Source organism: Streptosporangium sp. NPDC004379, from assembly GCF_042873875.1.
Lineage (GTDB): Bacteria > Actinomycetota > Actinomycetes > Streptosporangiales > Streptosporangiaceae > Streptosporangium.
The window spans coordinates 443,237-457,601 of the sequence record NZ_JBIAMC010000005.1 but is presented as its reverse complement, the minus strand read 5'-3'; the positions used below and the strand labels follow the sequence as shown (position 1 = coordinate 457,601).

Annotated in this window: 12 protein-coding genes; 3 read left to right on the top strand and 9 right to left on the bottom strand. The window is 74.5% G+C overall.

The genetic code is table 11. From position 1 onward, the window contains the following. Positions 1–3: 3 nt before the first annotated feature. Positions 4–1,302 carry an erythromycin esterase family protein gene (locus ACFYSC_RS14240; RefSeq protein WP_389961034.1) on the bottom strand — a complete coding sequence of 433 codons (1,299 nt, stop codon included), beginning with the start codon at positions 1,300–1,302 and terminating at the stop codon, positions 4–6. A gap of 403 nt (positions 1,303–1,705) precedes the next feature. Between ACFYSC_RS14240 and ACFYSC_RS14235 the strand changes: the two genes are divergently transcribed. Next, the gene (locus ACFYSC_RS14235; protein WP_389961032.1) at positions 1,706–2,404 is read left to right on the top strand and encodes a carboxymuconolactone decarboxylase family protein; all 699 of its coding nucleotides are present in this window, start codon (positions 1,706–1,708) and stop codon (positions 2,402–2,404) included. A gap of 536 nt (positions 2,405–2,940) precedes the next feature. Here the strand turns inward: ACFYSC_RS14235 and ACFYSC_RS14230 are convergent. Beyond that, entirely contained in the window at positions 2,941–3,336 is a 396-nt protein-coding gene (locus tag ACFYSC_RS14230; RefSeq protein ID WP_389961030.1) for a nuclear transport factor 2 family protein, read from the bottom strand. A gap of 371 nt (positions 3,337–3,707) precedes the next feature. Here ACFYSC_RS14230 and ACFYSC_RS14225 point away from each other — a divergent pair, with 371 nt between their 5' ends. Together ACFYSC_RS14225 and ACFYSC_RS14220 are read left to right on the top strand one after the other, a co-directional pair. Beyond that, positions 3,708–4,277: a carboxymuconolactone decarboxylase family protein gene (locus ACFYSC_RS14225; protein ID WP_389961028.1), complete on the top strand. Its 570-nt coding sequence runs from the start codon at positions 3,708–3,710 to the stop codon at positions 4,275–4,277. After that, entirely contained in the window at positions 4,274–5,824 is a 1,551-nt protein-coding gene (locus tag ACFYSC_RS14220) for an NAD(P)-binding domain-containing protein (protein ID WP_389961026.1), read from the top strand. The genes ACFYSC_RS14225 and ACFYSC_RS14220 overlap by 4 nt, the downstream gene beginning before the upstream one ends. A gap of 125 nt (positions 5,825–5,949) precedes the next feature. Here the strand turns inward: ACFYSC_RS14220 and ACFYSC_RS14215 are convergent, their stop codons facing one another. The 7 genes from ACFYSC_RS14215 to ACFYSC_RS14185 form a co-directional block, all read right to left on the bottom strand. Continuing rightward, the gene (locus ACFYSC_RS14215; RefSeq protein WP_389961024.1) at positions 5,950–7,029 is read right to left on the bottom strand and encodes a glutamate--cysteine ligase; all 1,080 of its coding nucleotides are present in this window, start codon (positions 7,027–7,029) and stop codon (positions 5,950–5,952) included. Between the two features lie 269 nt (positions 7,030–7,298). Next, complete coding sequence (locus ACFYSC_RS14210; RefSeq protein WP_389961022.1) at positions 7,299–7,694, bottom strand: DUF6176 family protein; 396 nt, start codon at positions 7,692–7,694, stop codon at positions 7,299–7,301. A gap of 70 nt (positions 7,695–7,764) precedes the next feature. Beyond that, positions 7,765–9,324: an alpha/beta fold hydrolase gene (locus ACFYSC_RS14205; protein ID WP_389961020.1), complete on the bottom strand. Its 1,560-nt coding sequence runs from the start codon at positions 9,322–9,324 to the stop codon at positions 7,765–7,767. A gap of 102 nt (positions 9,325–9,426) precedes the next feature. Next, positions 9,427–10,140: an SRPBCC domain-containing protein gene (locus ACFYSC_RS14200; protein ID WP_389961017.1), complete on the bottom strand. Its 714-nt coding sequence runs from the start codon at positions 10,138–10,140 to the stop codon at positions 9,427–9,429. 129 nt (positions 10,141–10,269) lie between these two features. Further along, positions 10,270–11,556: an MFS transporter gene (locus ACFYSC_RS14195; protein ID WP_389961015.1), complete on the bottom strand. Its 1,287-nt coding sequence runs from the start codon at positions 11,554–11,556 to the stop codon at positions 10,270–10,272. After that, complete coding sequence (locus tag ACFYSC_RS14190; protein WP_389961012.1) at positions 11,553–13,073, bottom strand: JmjC domain-containing protein; 1,521 nt, start codon at positions 13,071–13,073, stop codon at positions 11,553–11,555. Before ACFYSC_RS14190 ends, ACFYSC_RS14195 begins: the two co-directional genes overlap by 4 nt. After that, complete coding sequence (locus tag ACFYSC_RS14185; protein WP_389961010.1) at positions 13,070–14,365, bottom strand: hypothetical protein; 1,296 nt, start codon at positions 14,363–14,365, stop codon at positions 13,070–13,072. Before ACFYSC_RS14185 ends, ACFYSC_RS14190 begins: the two co-directional genes overlap by 4 nt.

Genomic DNA, 14,365 nt, shown 5'->3' with positions numbered 1-14,365 from the left:
CGGTCAGACGCCCGTGGGCATGGTCTCCAGCTCGCCCCGGCTCTCCCTCTCCATGTGCAGCGCCTGCAGGGCGGAGGTCCTGGCGATCCACAGCAGCGCGTCGTAGCGGTCGCCCATCATGCTGGGCACGTAGTTGCGCCGCTCCCGGATCGGGTCGTACACCACCCCGACGGCGCGGTGGCCGTGCCAGGTGGTCAGCCAGTGCGCGTCCGGCTGGTCGGAGAAGACGAACAGGGCGCGGTGGTCGAGGTCGGTCGCCGTGTCGCAGAGCAGCCCCTCCAGGCTGTCGCGGGGCGGCGGGGGCAGCGTCATGACCTCCATGGACGCCCCCCAGGAGGGGGCCGCGACCACCTCACCGTAGGCGGTGGCGAAGCCGACCAGCACGACGTTCTCCCGGCCGTGCCGTTCCCGGGCGAGCTGACCGAGGTTGACGATCCCGCCGCGCGCCATGTCGGTGGCCCGCGCGTCGCCGATGTGGGTGTTGTGGGCCCACACGACCGCCCTGGCGCCGTCGCCGTGGACGTCCAGCAGCCGGTCGAGGGTGTCGGCCATGTGGGTGTCGCGGATGTTCCACGACTCCGCGCCGCCATTGATCATCGACCGGTAGTACTCCTCGGCCGAGGCCACCACCTCGGCGTTCTGCCGGGCGTTCAGGGCCTCGGCGGGGTCGGCGGCGTCGATGCGGACGGCCCGCCGGGCCTCGCTCAGCAGGGCGACCACCTCGTCCTCGCACCCGCCGGGCACCAGCCGCGTGCCGCGGGCGTACGCCTGGGGGTCCTCGTTGTACGGCTCGAAGCAGCGGTAGGCCTCCACGGCGTCGCGCGTGTACTCGGGGTGGTGCTCGTGCAGGTAGAGCAGGACGGCCCGCAGGGACTCCCACATGCTGTAGACGTCCAGGCCGTAGAAGCCCGCCCGCTCCCCGGCGGGCAGGGCCTCGTTGCGGGCCCGCAGCCACCGGCAGAAGCGCCCGGTCTCGGCATTGGCCCACATCCAGGTGGGCCAGCGGCGGTAGGCGTCCAGGACCGCCTGCGGGTCCTCCGGCGCGCCCCGGGCGAGGGTGACCGAGCGGTGGACGTCCCAGCAGTCCGGCCAGTCGCCCTCCACCGCCACGAAGGAGAAGCCGCGCTCCTCGATCAGGCGGCGGGTCAGCGCGGCCCGCCAGGCGTAGAACTCGTGCGTTCCGTGGGTGGCCTCGCCGATCAGCACGCACCGGGCGTCGCCGACGCGGTCGAGGAGGGGGTCGAGGTCGGCCGCTTCCTCCAGCGGAAGGGCCATCTCCCGAGCCTCGGTCGTCTCGTCCATTTTCCAGATCCGTTCCCCCGGGGACCGCCCGGTCTCCGGGCGATCCGGACCTCTCCCTCCCCCTCCGCGCCCGGCGCGGCGGGCGGCGCGGGCGGCACCCGCCGCGGTCCCCTCATGCGCCCGGGGCCGCGGAGATCGGAGGGCGCCTTCTCTGTCAACCGTTCCCCTTTCGACCATTTCAACCCATTTTCTAGAGATTTGGTGGATTCCAGGGAGAACGGCAGGCGGGAGATCATCCGGCCGCGGGCGGGGGCCGTACGCGCTGTCAAGCGCCGCCCCGTGACAGGAAACGGAGGCGAACGAGCAGCTTGCTGCCCTGCGGAGCCCTGGATCGGGGCCATCGGGAAGCGCAGAGTTGCAAGTGCGAGAACACACCGGAAAAACCGGAGACAGGGATGGGGAGATGACAGTCCAGACCACTTCCGCGAAACGGGTGGAAATTCCCGCGAAGAAATCGGCGGCATCCGCCGGGAACGGCGGCAGAACCGGCGGTGACCTGTTACGGCTGATCCGGTTCACCCGGCCGGCGAAGAAAAGATCCAGCGCCTACATAGCGCTCAACTCCGACGAGCCGGGGGTGCGGGGACTGTTCCGGTACCGCCCGGAGACGGCCCTGCCGCTGAACGCGCTGGTGGACGTGCTGCTGCGCGGGGAGAGCACCCTCACCCAGGGGGAGAGGGAGCTGATCGCGACGTACGTGTCGGCCCGCAACGAGTGCCGGTTCTGCTGCTACACGCACGCCGCCCTCGCGGCCGTCCGGCTGCCCGAGGGGATGCCGTTGGTGCAGGCGGTCTGCGCCGACCCGGAGTCCGCGCCCGTGTCGGCCAAGCTCAGGGCGCTGCTGCGCCTCGCCGGCGCGGTGCAGGAGGGCGGCAGGCACGTCACCGAGGAGCACGTGACGGCCGCCCGCGCCGAGGGCGCGACGGACCTGGAGATCCACGACACGGTGCTGATCGCCGCGGCGTTCTGCATGTTCAACCGCTACGTCGACGGGCTCGGGACCCACGCCCCCGACGACCCGGCCGCCTACGCGGCGCGGGCCCGGATGAAGGGGGGTTACGTGAACGTCCTGGCCGAGTCGCTGCGCCAGGCACAGGCCTGACCGGCCACGGCCGGGCCCCGCGAGCCGTACGGCCGGGCCGCGCGGGCCGTACGGCCGGGCCGCGCGGGCCGTACGGCCGGGCCGCCCGGGCCGGCGGGAAAACGACGGGAAGGAGAACGCGCCGGGAAAGGCAGCGTCGACCGAAGGAGACGGAGAGGAACGAGAGGACGGGAGAAGAGAAGGAAGCGTTCCGGCAGGAGAGGAGAAAGACCGGGAAGGCGAGAGAACGGTCAGGAAGGAAAGAGATGACGGCCGAGGAAAGGGCCGGAGAAAGGAGACGGCCGGAGAAGGAGAGGCGAAGGAGACCGGAAGGAAAGAAACGGGGCCGCTGGAGCTCCGGGAAACGGAGAGGTTCGCACGGATCGGGCGGTTCCGGGGCATGACGCCTTCCCCGTCACCCCGCCGCCCGCCCGCGAGGCGCCGGGAAGGAGCGGAAAGGAGATCGCGCGGCGCGTGGGGCGTCCGACACACGTCCCACGCGCCGCGGAGGCGGCGGAAGAAGGCGGTGGGACCCGGGAGAACCCCGGGCCGGGGTCTCAGGCGAGGAACTCGTCGACCGCGTAGGAGTCCTGCGGGAAGCTCCAGCGTTCGGTGATCCTGCCGTCCGCGACGCGGAAGACGTGCACGCCGCGCTCGTCCAGGACCTTGCCGCCGCGCTCGCCGACGACGCGCAGGACCGCGGCCACCCGCTCGTCGTCGGCCAGGAACGCCTCCGGCTCGAACCGCAGCGCCCCCCTGGTGGTCTCGCCGAGCCGCTGGAGGTAGCGGATCACCTCTTCCTTGCCGCGGTGGTCGCCGGCCAGCTCGCCCCGGCCGGGAACGTGGAAGACCACGTCGTCGGCGAGGAGGTTGTCACGGACGTGGTCGATGTCGTTCTTGGCGAGGGCGTCGTAGGCGCTGCGCACGACTCCGGCGTTGGGGTGTTCGGACATGGCGCTCCTCTTTCGGCAGGGTCGAATTCCCCGAGGTGACGAGGATGAAAAAGGGGGGCGTCGGTGACGGTACGTCACCCGGGCAAAAGGGGCAAGAGTCATCAGAAGCACCGCAGGACACCGGTGCCGCACTCGGAAAAGGTCAACCCCTGAATCAATTTTTAGACGCCCGTAAATCCGTCCGGGGAACCGCGGAAAAGACCCGGAGAAAGACGGATGAGACGGGTCCGGCCGTTGACAGCGCGGCGGGCACGTGCAGATCATGAGGGCGTCCGCCGGACGGAGCCCTCCACCGGCGGCACGCGAGACGCACCCCGACCATGATGCGCCCTCCCCCACGATCCCCGGCTGCGCCGGCACGAGGAGTGTCCATGCCCCACATCGCCCTCCCCACCGACGACCCGGGAATCAGGGGCCTGTTCCGGTTCCGCCCGGAGACCGCGGCGCCGCTGAACGGGCTCGCCGAGGTCCTGCTGCGCGGGGACAGCACCCTGTCGCGTGGGGAACGCGAGCTGATCGCGGCGTACGTGTCGTCGCTCAACCGCTGCCGCTTCTGCCACTCCTCACACGCGGCGTTCGCCGCCGCCCAGCTCCCCGAGGGCATGGAGCTGGTGGAGCAGACCTGCGAGAACCCGGCCACCGCGCCGGTCTCACCGAAGCTGCGGGCGCTGCTGGACATCGCCGCGGCCGTGCAGCGCGGCGGCAAGGAGGTCTCCGCCGAGCACGTCGCCGCCGCCCGCGCCGAGGACGCGACGGACCTGGAGATCCACGACACGGTGCTGATCGCCGCGGCGTTCTGCATGTTCAACCGCTACGTCGACGGCCTGGCCACCCACGCCCCCGACGACCCCGCGGTGTACGCGGCGACGGCCGAGCAGATCGTCGCCCACGGCTACGGCAGCACCACCCCCGCCGCCGAGCACTCGGGCACGCGGCCGTGACGGCGCCCGACGGGCACGTCCACCGTTACCTGATCATCGGCGCCGGGCCCGGGGGCCTGCAGCTCAGCTACTTCCTGGAGCGGTCCGGCGCCGACTACCTCACGCTGGAGCGCGAGGACGCGCCGGGCGGCTTCTTCCGCCGCTACCCGCGCCACCGCAGACTGATCTCGCTGAACAAGGTCCACACCGGCCAGGACGACCCGGAGATCTCCCTGCGCTGGGACTGGAACTCCCTGCTCAACGACTCCCCCGACCTGCTGTTCCCCCGCTACTCGCGCGACTACTTCCCCGGCGCGGGCGACCTGGTGCGCTACCTCGGCGACTTCCAGCGCGAGCACAAGCTCAACGTCGCCTTCGGCGTCTCCGTCGACCGGATCGCCCGGGAGGAGGACGGGCGCTTCGCCGTGCACGCCGGGGACGAGGTGTTCCGGGCCGAATGCCTGATCATGGCGACCGGCTGGGGCGGGCCGTACGTGCCGGACATCCCGGGCATCGAGCTGGCCACGGGCTACGAGGAGATGCCGGTCCGCGGTGAGGACTTCACCGACCAGCGGGTGCTGATCATCGGCAAGGGCAACTCGGCGTTCGAGACCGCCCAGTCGATGCTCGGCCACGCCGCGGTCATCCACCTGGCCAGCCCCAGCCCGGTACGGCTGGCCTGGACGAGCAAGCATCCGGGCCACGTGCGCGGCCAGTACGGCGCGCTGCTCGACAGCTACTGGTTCAAGACCCTGCACGGCGTGCTGGAGTGCGAGGTCGACCGGATCCGGCGCGCGGGCGACCGGTTCGAGGTGGAGATCACCTACACCCTCGCCGAGGGCGAGCGGGCGACGCTGGAGTACGACCGGGTGCTGCGCTGCACCGGCTTCACCATGGACACCTCGGTCTTCGACGACTCCTGCCGTCCCGCGCTCACCCCGAACGGCCGCATGCCGGCGATCCGCCCCGATTTCCAGTCGGCCGACGTCGACGGCCTGTACTTCGCCGGCACCCTGATGCAGGCCCGCGACTTCAAGCGCGCCTCCTCGGCGTTCATCGACGGCTTCCGCTACAACCTGCGGACGCTGGCCGCCCTGCTGGCCGAGCGCTACGAGGGGACGCCGCTGGAGGAGCGCGTGCTTCCCGCCGACGCCGAGACGCTGACCGGGGACATCCTGGACCGGGTCAACCACAGCTCCGCGCTGTGGACCCAGTTCGAGTACCTCTGCGACGTCTACGTGCTCGACGAGCGAAGCGGGCGGGTCCGGCGTCACACCGACCTGCCCGAGGACTACGCGGTCGGCAGGTTCGGCGGCGAGGGGCTGTGCCTCACGGTCACCCTGCGGTGGGGACGGCAGGAACATCCCGACGTCTTCGCCATCCGGCGGCACCCGACGCCGGAGCGGGCGCACGAGAGCGCGTTCCTGCACCCGGTCGTGCGGGTCTGGCGGGACGGCGAGCAGGTCGCCGAGCGGCACCTGCTGGAGGACCTTCAGGCCACCTGGCGCGACCCGGTACGGCACGTGGCCCCGCTGCGCGCCTTCCTCACCGAGCAGCTGCCCGGATAACGGCCGCTCCGGGGCCGGCTCCGGGCTGCGGGCCGCCCCTCTCCGGGCTCCCGGACGCCCCGGATCCACCTCTCCGGCACGCCCGGACCGGCCGTACGGCGCCCCCTGACCCGCCGTACGGCCGGTCAGGCGGTGAAGTCGCCGACGAGGTGGTCCACCACGTCGGACGGCAGGCCGCGCCGGGCGTGGACGGCCCGCTGGCGGGCCGCCCCGGTGCCCTCCCGGGTCAGCCGGGCCAGCCGCTCGGTCACCATGTCCAGGTCGCCGGTCAGCTCCAGCGCGGGCCGGATGTGGCGCAGCAGCGCCGCGAGCCGGTCGGCGGCGGGGTGCTTCTCGCCGGTGAGCGGGTCGATGCCGTGGCCGTCCAGGCCGTCGCGGGCCGCCTGCCAGTAGGCGGCCCGCAGCAGCGCCTCCGGCGGGCGCGGCCCGGGGTCCCCGTCGCCGATCCGGTCCAGCGCGGTCACCACCAGGCCCCGGACCACGGCGGCGAGCAGCGCCGACTCCCCCGCGGTGGCGGGCACGTCGGCCACCCGCACCTCCAGCGTGGGCAGCCGCGCCGAGGGCCGGACGTCCCAGAAGACCGTGCCCGGGTCCACCAGCACCCCGGCCTCCGTCAGGGTGGCGACGAGCCCGTCGAACTCCTCCGGCTCGGCGAAGTACGGCGGCGGCCCGGCGACCGGCCACTTGTTCCAGCACAGCACCCGCCAGGCGGCGTAGCCGGTGTCGCGGCCGGCCCACAGCGGGGAGTTGGCCGTCATCGCGATCAGCACCGGCAGCCACGGCCGCAGGTGGTTGCCCGCCAGCACCGCCCGCGCCCGGTCGGGCAGGTGGACGTGGACGTGCCCGGCGCAGATGCTCTGCTCGTCGTGGAGCGTCCGGTAGGCGGCGATGCCGAGGTCGTAGCGCGGGTCGTCGACGATCGGCGGCGGGACGACGTCGCCCAGCACGGGCGTGCCCGAGGCGATCACCGCCAGCCCCTCCCCGGCCGCCGCCGAGGCCATGGCCGCCCGCATCCCGCGCAGGTGCTCCGCCAGGTCCGCGGAGCCGGCGCAGGGCGGTGTCTTGGCCTCCACCTGGAACCGGATGATCTCGGTGCTCACGCGCTCCCCCAGCACGGCGACGGCGTGCCCGGCCACCTCCGCGGCCCGGGGCGTCACGGCCCGCGTCGTCGGATCGACGACGAAGTACTCCTCCTCCACCCCCATCAGGGGACGAATCGGGTCAAAAGGCACGGGGGGCGGGGTCTGCACGGTCGCCGTCATCTCTCGTTTCCAGGCCGGGGTGTGCGGGCGGCGGTGCCACGGTATCGGCCCGGCTCCCGGCGCGGAGGCGCAATCGGGCGGCACGTCACCGGCCCCGGCGGGTTCTGGGGTTCCCCCGGGGTTTTCAGGGGGTCTTCAGAGAACGCGGTGGCCGGAGCCGGGAATCGGACGACGCCCTCGGCCCCGCCGGGCGCCGGGGTCTCCGGGAGGTCTCAGGAGGTTCCGGTGACCGCGTCGTCCGCCGGCGGCCGGGAGCCGGGCGCGGCGGCGGATCGGCCGGCGGACGGCTCCGCGGGCACGTCGAGGAGCACCTCGTGTCCGGCCACCCCCATGAACGCCGCCGACAGCACCGCCCGGTGGTCGGCGTCGACGGGGTGGGCCGAGGCCCGGAAGGCGGCGATCGACCGCTCCGGGTCCTCCTCCTCCATGACGTAGACCATGAGCGGCCCGTCGGAGGTGGGAACCAGCAGGACGGTCTCGTGCCGCACGCCCTCGTCGACGAAGGTCGCGAGAAGCTCTTCCCGGCGGGGGCCGGACAGCTCGGCGAACCACGCGCGCAGCCGGTCCACCTGCTCCGGCCGTACCTTGCTGACGCTCACCCGCAGCATCGTCCATCACCTCTTCCGTCGTACCCGGTCATCTCCGTCCCCCGTCCCCTGCCGCCGGTGGGCGCCGCGCTCAGCCGAACCGGTCCAGCCAGGTGAAGAACCGGGGGAAGACCTTCCTGGCGGCGTGGTCGGTGAGCATCCCGTGCCCCTCGTTCTCGATGCCGACCCATTCCGACCCGGCCGGCGCCCCGTCCAGGTGGGCGCGGACCGCGCCGGCGGGGATGCGCGGGTCCTCCTCCCCGTGCGCGACGAAGTGCGGTACGGCCGCGGGCGCCGCGTCCGGCGCGAGGCGGTCACCGGCCGAGCGCAGGAAGGCCCGCACCCCCTCGTGGCCGGAGTCGGCGAGATCGGCGAACCGCAGGAACCCGCCGAGCAGGAAGACCCCGCGCACCCGGGGGGACAGGCGCGCGACCCGGGCCGCGAGATAGCCCCCGTAGCTCATCCCGCCGGCCACGACCGGCCCGGTCGCGACCTGCCGCAGTACGGCGAGAACGTCGTCGGCGTCGTCCACGCCGTAGCGGCCGGGCGGCGGCGGGCGCAGCGCCGGGTCGAGCACGTTGCTCCCCCGCACGTTCGGCTGGACGACCCGCCAGCCGGCCAGCGCCAGCGACTCGGCGAAGGGCGACCAGGTCGCCAGGTTCACCCCGTTCGGGCCGCCGTGCAGCAGCAGCACCGTGCCGCGCGCCGTACCGGGCGGGTCGCGCAGCAGGCACGGCAGCGGGCAGCTCGGTCCCTCCAGGACGGTGTGGCGGGCGGGCGGGGGCGCGTGGCCGCGGGGCGGGTCGGGCCGCAGCCGCAGACCTCCCGCGGCGAGCTCGGCGATCTCCCCCGCCCACAGCCGCCGGGGCTGTCCGGGTGACGTCCAGCTCAGGCCGGCGAGCCCGTCACCGGCCAGCACGTCGTCCACCACGGCCGCGCCGGGCCCGGTCAGGCGGCGTCGTGCCCCGGTGCGGGTGTGCCAGGCGTAGGCGGCCCGGCCCGGCCACGTCTCGGCGACCACGACGACCTCCTCCGGCGACAGCCACGGCCCGACGGAGGTCACCGGGCCGTCCCAGTGGGAGACGCCGCCGCCGTCCACGCACACCACGCGTCTGGCCGGTCCCCGGCGCAGCAGCACGGCGATCCTGTCGCGGCGCGGCGAGTCCGGCACGACCGCCTCGACCACGGCGCGCGGTGGCAGCCGCACCTCGCCGAGGACCGGGTGGACGACGCTCCCGGCGTGGCCCGCCGGTCCGCGGGCCGGCGCCGGCTCCCGGCCCGCGGTCGGGACCGGGACCGGGACCGGAAGCGCGAGCGGGACCGGGCCCGGGACCGGAAGCGCGACCGGGAGCGGGAACGTCTCCTCGCCGAACAGTTCGGCGGCCAGGTCGCGTGACGCGTCCGCCGTCAGCCGCTCCCCGTCCCACCGGGGGCGGCGGTGCCATCGCGGTCCGGTGGTGAGCGGCGTCCACCGGTCGCCGGTGAGCAGCGCGAGATGGCGGCCGGACCAGGCGTCGGCGCTCACCACCGGCCCGGCCGGGGTCAGCGCGAACGCCGGGCCGTCGCCGTCGAGCTGGGACCGCCGGAACGGGTCCGGCAGCGATGCGGTGACCCGCTCCGCCCGCTCCGGCAGCGGGATGACGTCCGGCATCGTGCCTCCTGTCCGTGTCCGTGTCCGTCCTGTCCGGGTCCTCGGAACCGCCAGGGTCTGCGGGGTCTCCGGGGGCCCTGGGGTCTCCGGAGTGCGGGCGGGTCAGGCCGGCGCGTACCGCTTGGCCCGCAGCACGGCGGGGACGACGCGTTCGCCGATCACCAGGTTCACCCGGTCGCCGGGCCTGTGGTTCTCGACCCACACGTCCAGGTCGTCGAGGCTGTCGAAGAGGAAGTCGTCGGCTGCGCGGATGACGTCGCCGGGACGCACCCCGGCGAGGTCGGCGGGCGCGCCGAGCGCCACGTCCTGCACCAGCATGCCCTCGCCCGCGACGGCCCCGACGGGGATGACCCCCAGCTCGGTCCGGTGCATGGTGTGGTAGTTGTGCGGGACCTCGTCGAGGTGGTCGCCGAGCAGGTCCAGGAAGTGGTCCCAGTGGTGCAGGAACCCGTCGCGTTCGAATCTGCCGTTGCCCTCCTCGGGGAAGCCGTCCTGCCGGAGCGTCAGACGGGTACGGCCGGCGTCGCCGTCGGCGTCGGACAGCTCGAAGACCATGGTGACCTCGGCGTCGCAGGCGATCAGTCCGACGGTCAGCTCCAGCCGCCGGCCGGTCTCCAGGGCGCCGATCCGCCCGGTGTAGGCGGTCGGCCTGCGGGCGCCCGCGTCGTAGAGCCAGCAGAAGGCGGCACCCGGCCGTTCGGGCATGACGCTGGCGACCACGCCGAGCCACTGCTCGGCCGCGGCGGGGTCGAAGATGGCCCGCCAGACCTTCTCGCGGGGGTGGTTCAGGACGCGTTCGAAGCTGTTGCCCACCATTGGCTTGCTCCTTGTCGGTTGCGTGGCGGTTGCCTGGGTCGGTACGGCGGTGCTCATGCGGGTGCTCGTGTCCGGGCCGGTACGGCGGTGCTCATGCGGGTGCTCGTGTCCGGATCGGTACGGCGGGGCTCATCCCCGGCCACCGGCCGGTTCCGCCACCAGCTCGGCGACCCGGGACCGGGTGATGGTCACGGCGGCGAACACGGCGAGCGCCAGCATGATCGCTCCCGCGACGACGAACGACGCGCGCAGACCGGCGGCGGAGGCCAAAAGGCCCCCCAGCAGCGCGCCGAAGGGCATCCCCCCGTAGGTGACCAGCCGGTGGGCGCCGGTGACCCGGCCGAGGAGGTGGTCGGGCGTGCCGGACTGCCGCAGCGACATCTGGTTGACGTTCCAGATCGCGGCGGCGAACCCGGCCAGGACCTCCGCGGCGCCCGCGGTCCACGCGTTCGGCGCGGCCGCGGTGAGCAGGCACGCGGCGCCCGCCGCGACCAGGGCGAGGCGGAGGCTGACCGCCGTGCCGAACCACGTGTTGAGCCGTCCGGCCTGCGCGGCGCCGAAGAGGCTGCCGAACGACCCCACGGCCAGCAGCAGGCTGAACCCGAAGGCCCCCAGGCCGAGCTCCTGCTGCGCGAACAGCACGAAGATGGCGGTCTGCGCCAGGCAGGCGACGTTGAACAGGCCGGCCACGGCGGTGATCGACCGCAGCACCGGCTGCCGCCACAGCCAGGAGCAGCCCTCGGCGACGGCCCGCCACAGCCCGGCCTCGCCGTAGGCGTTGCGGGAGACGTGGTAGTCGCCGCGCATCCTGCGCAACAGGACGGCGCTGAGCAGGAACGACAGCGCGTCGCCGACGAACGGCAGCGCCCGGGAGAAGCCGAACAGCAGCCCGCCGAGCGGGGGTCCGGCGAACGACTCGACGGTGGTCCTGGTCCCCACCAGCCAGGAGTTGGCCCGCCGGATGCGGTCGGGGTCGCCGGAGACCACCCTGGGCAGCACGGCGGTGCCGCTGCTGTCGAAGACGGTGTCGGCGACCGCGATGAGGAAGCCCACGACCATCAGCAGCCCGATGCTCGCGAAGCCCATCGCGACGGCCGCCGCCAGCACGCCGGTGAGGGCGGCCCGCACCAGGTCCGCCAGCCACATCGCGCGCTTGCGGTCCCACCTGTCGGCCATCGCCCCGGCCGGCAGGGCGAACAGCAGCCAGGGCAGCCGCCCGACGACCGTCACGGAGGCGACCACCACCGGGTCGGTGGAGAGCGTGGCGGCCAGCAGCGGCAGCGCCGCGGAGGAGATGCCGTTGCCCAGCAGCGACACCGCCGAGGCGCCCCACAGCATGGGGAAGTCCGGTGCCAGGGACAGCGGACCCGGCCGCCGGGTGCGCGGCGCCTCGGTTCCGGGGATCGTGTCCGTCATCGCCGTTCCTCCTCCTGCCGGTCGGACCGCCCGCCGGACCAGTCGTCGTGCCGCCCGCCAAGCCCCTCACCGTGTGGACCGCCGTACGGCCTGTCGGACGCGGCGGGCGCGGCGGGCGCGGTGCCGAACCGCAGCAGGCCGTGCCCGAGGAGCTCGGCCACCAGCCGCCGGCACTCGTCGGCGTCCGGGCCGCCGTCGGCGGCCGCCTCCCGGGCGAGGTCGCCCGCCCGCCAGGGACGGCGGCCGAGCAGGCGGCGCAGCAGCGGCTCGCAGCGGGCGTCGAAGTCGTAGCGCAGGCCGCCCGACAGCAGGGTCAACCGGTGCCCGTCCCCGCCGCGGGCCACCGGGCGGGGGGCGGCCAGGACGACGACGGCGTCCGGCGGGCATCCGCCGGACAGGTCGGTCACCGCGTGCGGCAGCAGGTGGCGGGGGCGGGCCGCGGCCCGCCCGTCCCGCTCGGCGACGTACCGCCCGAACCCGTCGGCGCCGAGCAGCTCACCGATCCCGCCGAGCAGCCGGGACAGCCGGCCGGCGAGCTCGTCGTCCCATCCGCCGAGCGGCAGGTCGAACCGGGCGTCCGGGTCGTTCAGCTGCCGGTCGACCGCCCAGCGCAGCAGGTCGCGGACCACCGGCCGCCGGATGCCGAACGTCAGGTGCACGGTGGTGCCGCCGACCGGCCGGACCGCGTGCCAGTGACCCCGCGGCACGTACAGCGCCTGTCCCTCGGTCAGCTCGAACTCCCGCAGGGGCCGGGGCGGGCACTCGTTGAGGGGACCGTCGCCCGGCAGCGGCACGGGACGGCCGACGCCGTACAGCCGCCACTCCTTGCGCCCGTAGACCTGCAAAATGATGCCGTCGTGGTCGTCCCAGTGCGGGTCGAACGCCCCCACCTGCCCCCAGGAGGCGTAGAGGTTCACGAAGACCTCGGCGCGCAGGTCGTGTTCGAGCCGCTCGGCCAGCTCCCGCACCGCGGGCACCGCCTCGTCCACCGACCCGAACACCAGCGTCGCGCCCTCGCGCAGCCGGGCGTGCAGCTTGGCGCTGGAGACCCGCATCGCCGGTTCGCGGCCGACGCCCCTGCCGGGGATCGTCTCCAGGTAGGAGGACGGCGGCAGCGAGGCGTTGCCCCGCGCCACCTGCATCCGCAGCGGCCACGCCCGGTGCCCGTCGAGCAGCCGGTCGAGCTCCGGCCAGGGCAGCAGCCGGTGGAACCGCCCCGGGTCGGCGGGGTCGCCGGGATCGAGGTGGCAGTCGCGTCCCCAGTGCCGGCCGAGGAACTCCGTGACGGGCAGGGAGGTGATGATCTCCTCCAGGGCGTGCCGCCCGCCCGGCTCGAGGTCGCCGGGGCGCAGGCCGTCCAGGTCGGGCAGGGCCTCCAGCGGCCGGACGGTGAGCAACCCGCCGCTTCCCGGCCGCTCCGCACCGCGATCGGCGGGCCTGCGGTCCGGGCCGCGATCGGCGAGCGGCTCACCGGCTGCGGTCTCCTCCGGGGCGGGGGGCCGGCGCGTGTCGGTCATCGTCCCTCCCCTGCCGGGCTCGGGCGGACGGGCACGCGGGCTTCAGGGTTCGGACGGCCGGGCACGCGGGCGTCAGGGCTCGGGCGGACGGGCAGGCGGGCGGCCGGGTCGAGGTCGAGGCAGAGCAGGCGGTCCTCCTCGGCGTCGCCGGGCCGTCCCAGCCGCTCGGAGCAGTCGGCCGCCGCGGCGGCGGCCATCGCCCCGCGCAGCGTGCCCGACCCGGCGGCCCGCCGGAACGCCTCGCGGGCCCCCTCCCAGTCGCCGCGCCCGGCGAGGTAGGCGCCGACGGCGTACAGCGGCTCGGGATCGACCGGGTCCAGGGCGCGCAGCTGCGCCACGGCGTCGGCGGGGGCGCTGCTCTCGCCGGTGAGGGTGTCGAGCTTCAGATGGGCCTCCAGGACCAGCCCCCGGTTCTCCGCCCGGTAGTGGGCCTGTACGGGGTCCGGCGCGCACCGCGCCATGTCCTCGTCGTGGCGCAGCGCCAGGCGCATGTGCTCGACCACCGGCTCGCGGTCGCCTCCGGACAGCTCGTGCAGTGCGGCGGCGCGGTGGTAGCGGCTCGTCACCAGGTGCGCCAGCCAGTCCGGTTCGGCGTCCAGGCCGTCGGCCGCCCGGCGCGCCGCGTCCAGCCATCGGGCCGCCCCGGTCCGGTCGCCGCCGCCGCGGGAACCGGTCGAGACCAGCTGCAGGGCGGCGAGCGTGCGCAGGGCCGGCCGGGCGGCGTTCTCCGCCAGCCAGCCGAAGACCCGGCCCGGGACGGGCGAGGCGCGGTTGAGCTGGTAGGCCGCCCGGGACGCCTCGTAGGCGAGTTGCTGCGACAGCGGGTCGGCGGCGGCGGTGAGGGTGCCGACGAGGTTGACGACGTGGCGGTGGAAGCCGAGCTGGGTGAGCAGCGCGAGCACCACGACCCTGCGGTCCGGCGGCAGCGCGGGCCAGCGTTCCAGCGCGGCCACCAGGGCCCGCCATCGGGGGGTGCGCAGGCGGCCGGCCAGGCCGGCGGGCCGCTCGCACCGGTACTCATCGGCCCTGGCCTGCGCCACGACCTGGTAGCGGGAGCTGGTCACCGACACGGTGGCGAACCAGTTGGGCGCCACCTCCTCGGCCTCCCCGGTGAGCATCCGCGCCAGGTGTACGGCGTGCCGCGACCGCAGCGGGGCGGGGTCGGCGTCGCCCAGGTCGATCCAGGCCCTCCAGCGCCGGGCGAGCCCGGCCGTGTCGAGCACCCGCGGCCCGGTGAAGCGGAGCTCCCCGAAGGAGACGGAGTCGTCGCGGTGGTAGGCGAACTCGGGCAC

What these genes read in the sequence shown, in the direction of transcription:
- ACFYSC_RS14240 (WP_389961034.1), bottom strand. Translation starts at nt 1,302, where the DNA reads ATGGACGAGACGACCGAGGCTCGGGAGATGGCCCTTCCGCTGGAGGAA.
- ACFYSC_RS14235 (WP_389961032.1), top strand. Translation starts at nt 1,706, where the DNA reads ATGACAGTCCAGACCACTTCCGCGAAACGGGTGGAAATTCCCGCGAAG.
- ACFYSC_RS14230 (WP_389961030.1), bottom strand. Translation starts at nt 3,336, where the DNA reads ATGTCCGAACACCCCAACGCCGGAGTCGTGCGCAGCGCCTACGACGCC.
- ACFYSC_RS14225 (WP_389961028.1), top strand. Translation starts at nt 3,708, where the DNA reads ATGCCCCACATCGCCCTCCCCACCGACGACCCGGGAATCAGGGGCCTG.
- ACFYSC_RS14215 (WP_389961024.1), bottom strand. Translation starts at nt 7,029, where the DNA reads ATGGGGGTGGAGGAGGAGTACTTCGTCGTCGATCCGACGACGCGGGCC.
- ACFYSC_RS14210 (WP_389961022.1), bottom strand. Translation starts at nt 7,694, where the DNA reads ATGCTGCGGGTGAGCGTCAGCAAGGTACGGCCGGAGCAGGTGGACCGG.
- ACFYSC_RS14205 (WP_389961020.1), bottom strand. Translation starts at nt 9,324, where the DNA reads ATGCCGGACGTCATCCCGCTGCCGGAGCGGGCGGAGCGGGTCACCGCA.
- ACFYSC_RS14200 (WP_389961017.1), bottom strand. Translation starts at nt 10,140, where the DNA reads ATGGTGGGCAACAGCTTCGAACGCGTCCTGAACCACCCCCGCGAGAAG.
- ACFYSC_RS14195 (WP_389961015.1), bottom strand. Translation starts at nt 11,556, where the DNA reads ATGACGGACACGATCCCCGGAACCGAGGCGCCGCGCACCCGGCGGCCG.
- ACFYSC_RS14190 (WP_389961012.1), bottom strand. Translation starts at nt 13,073, where the DNA reads ATGACCGACACGCGCCGGCCCCCCGCCCCGGAGGAGACCGCAGCCGGT.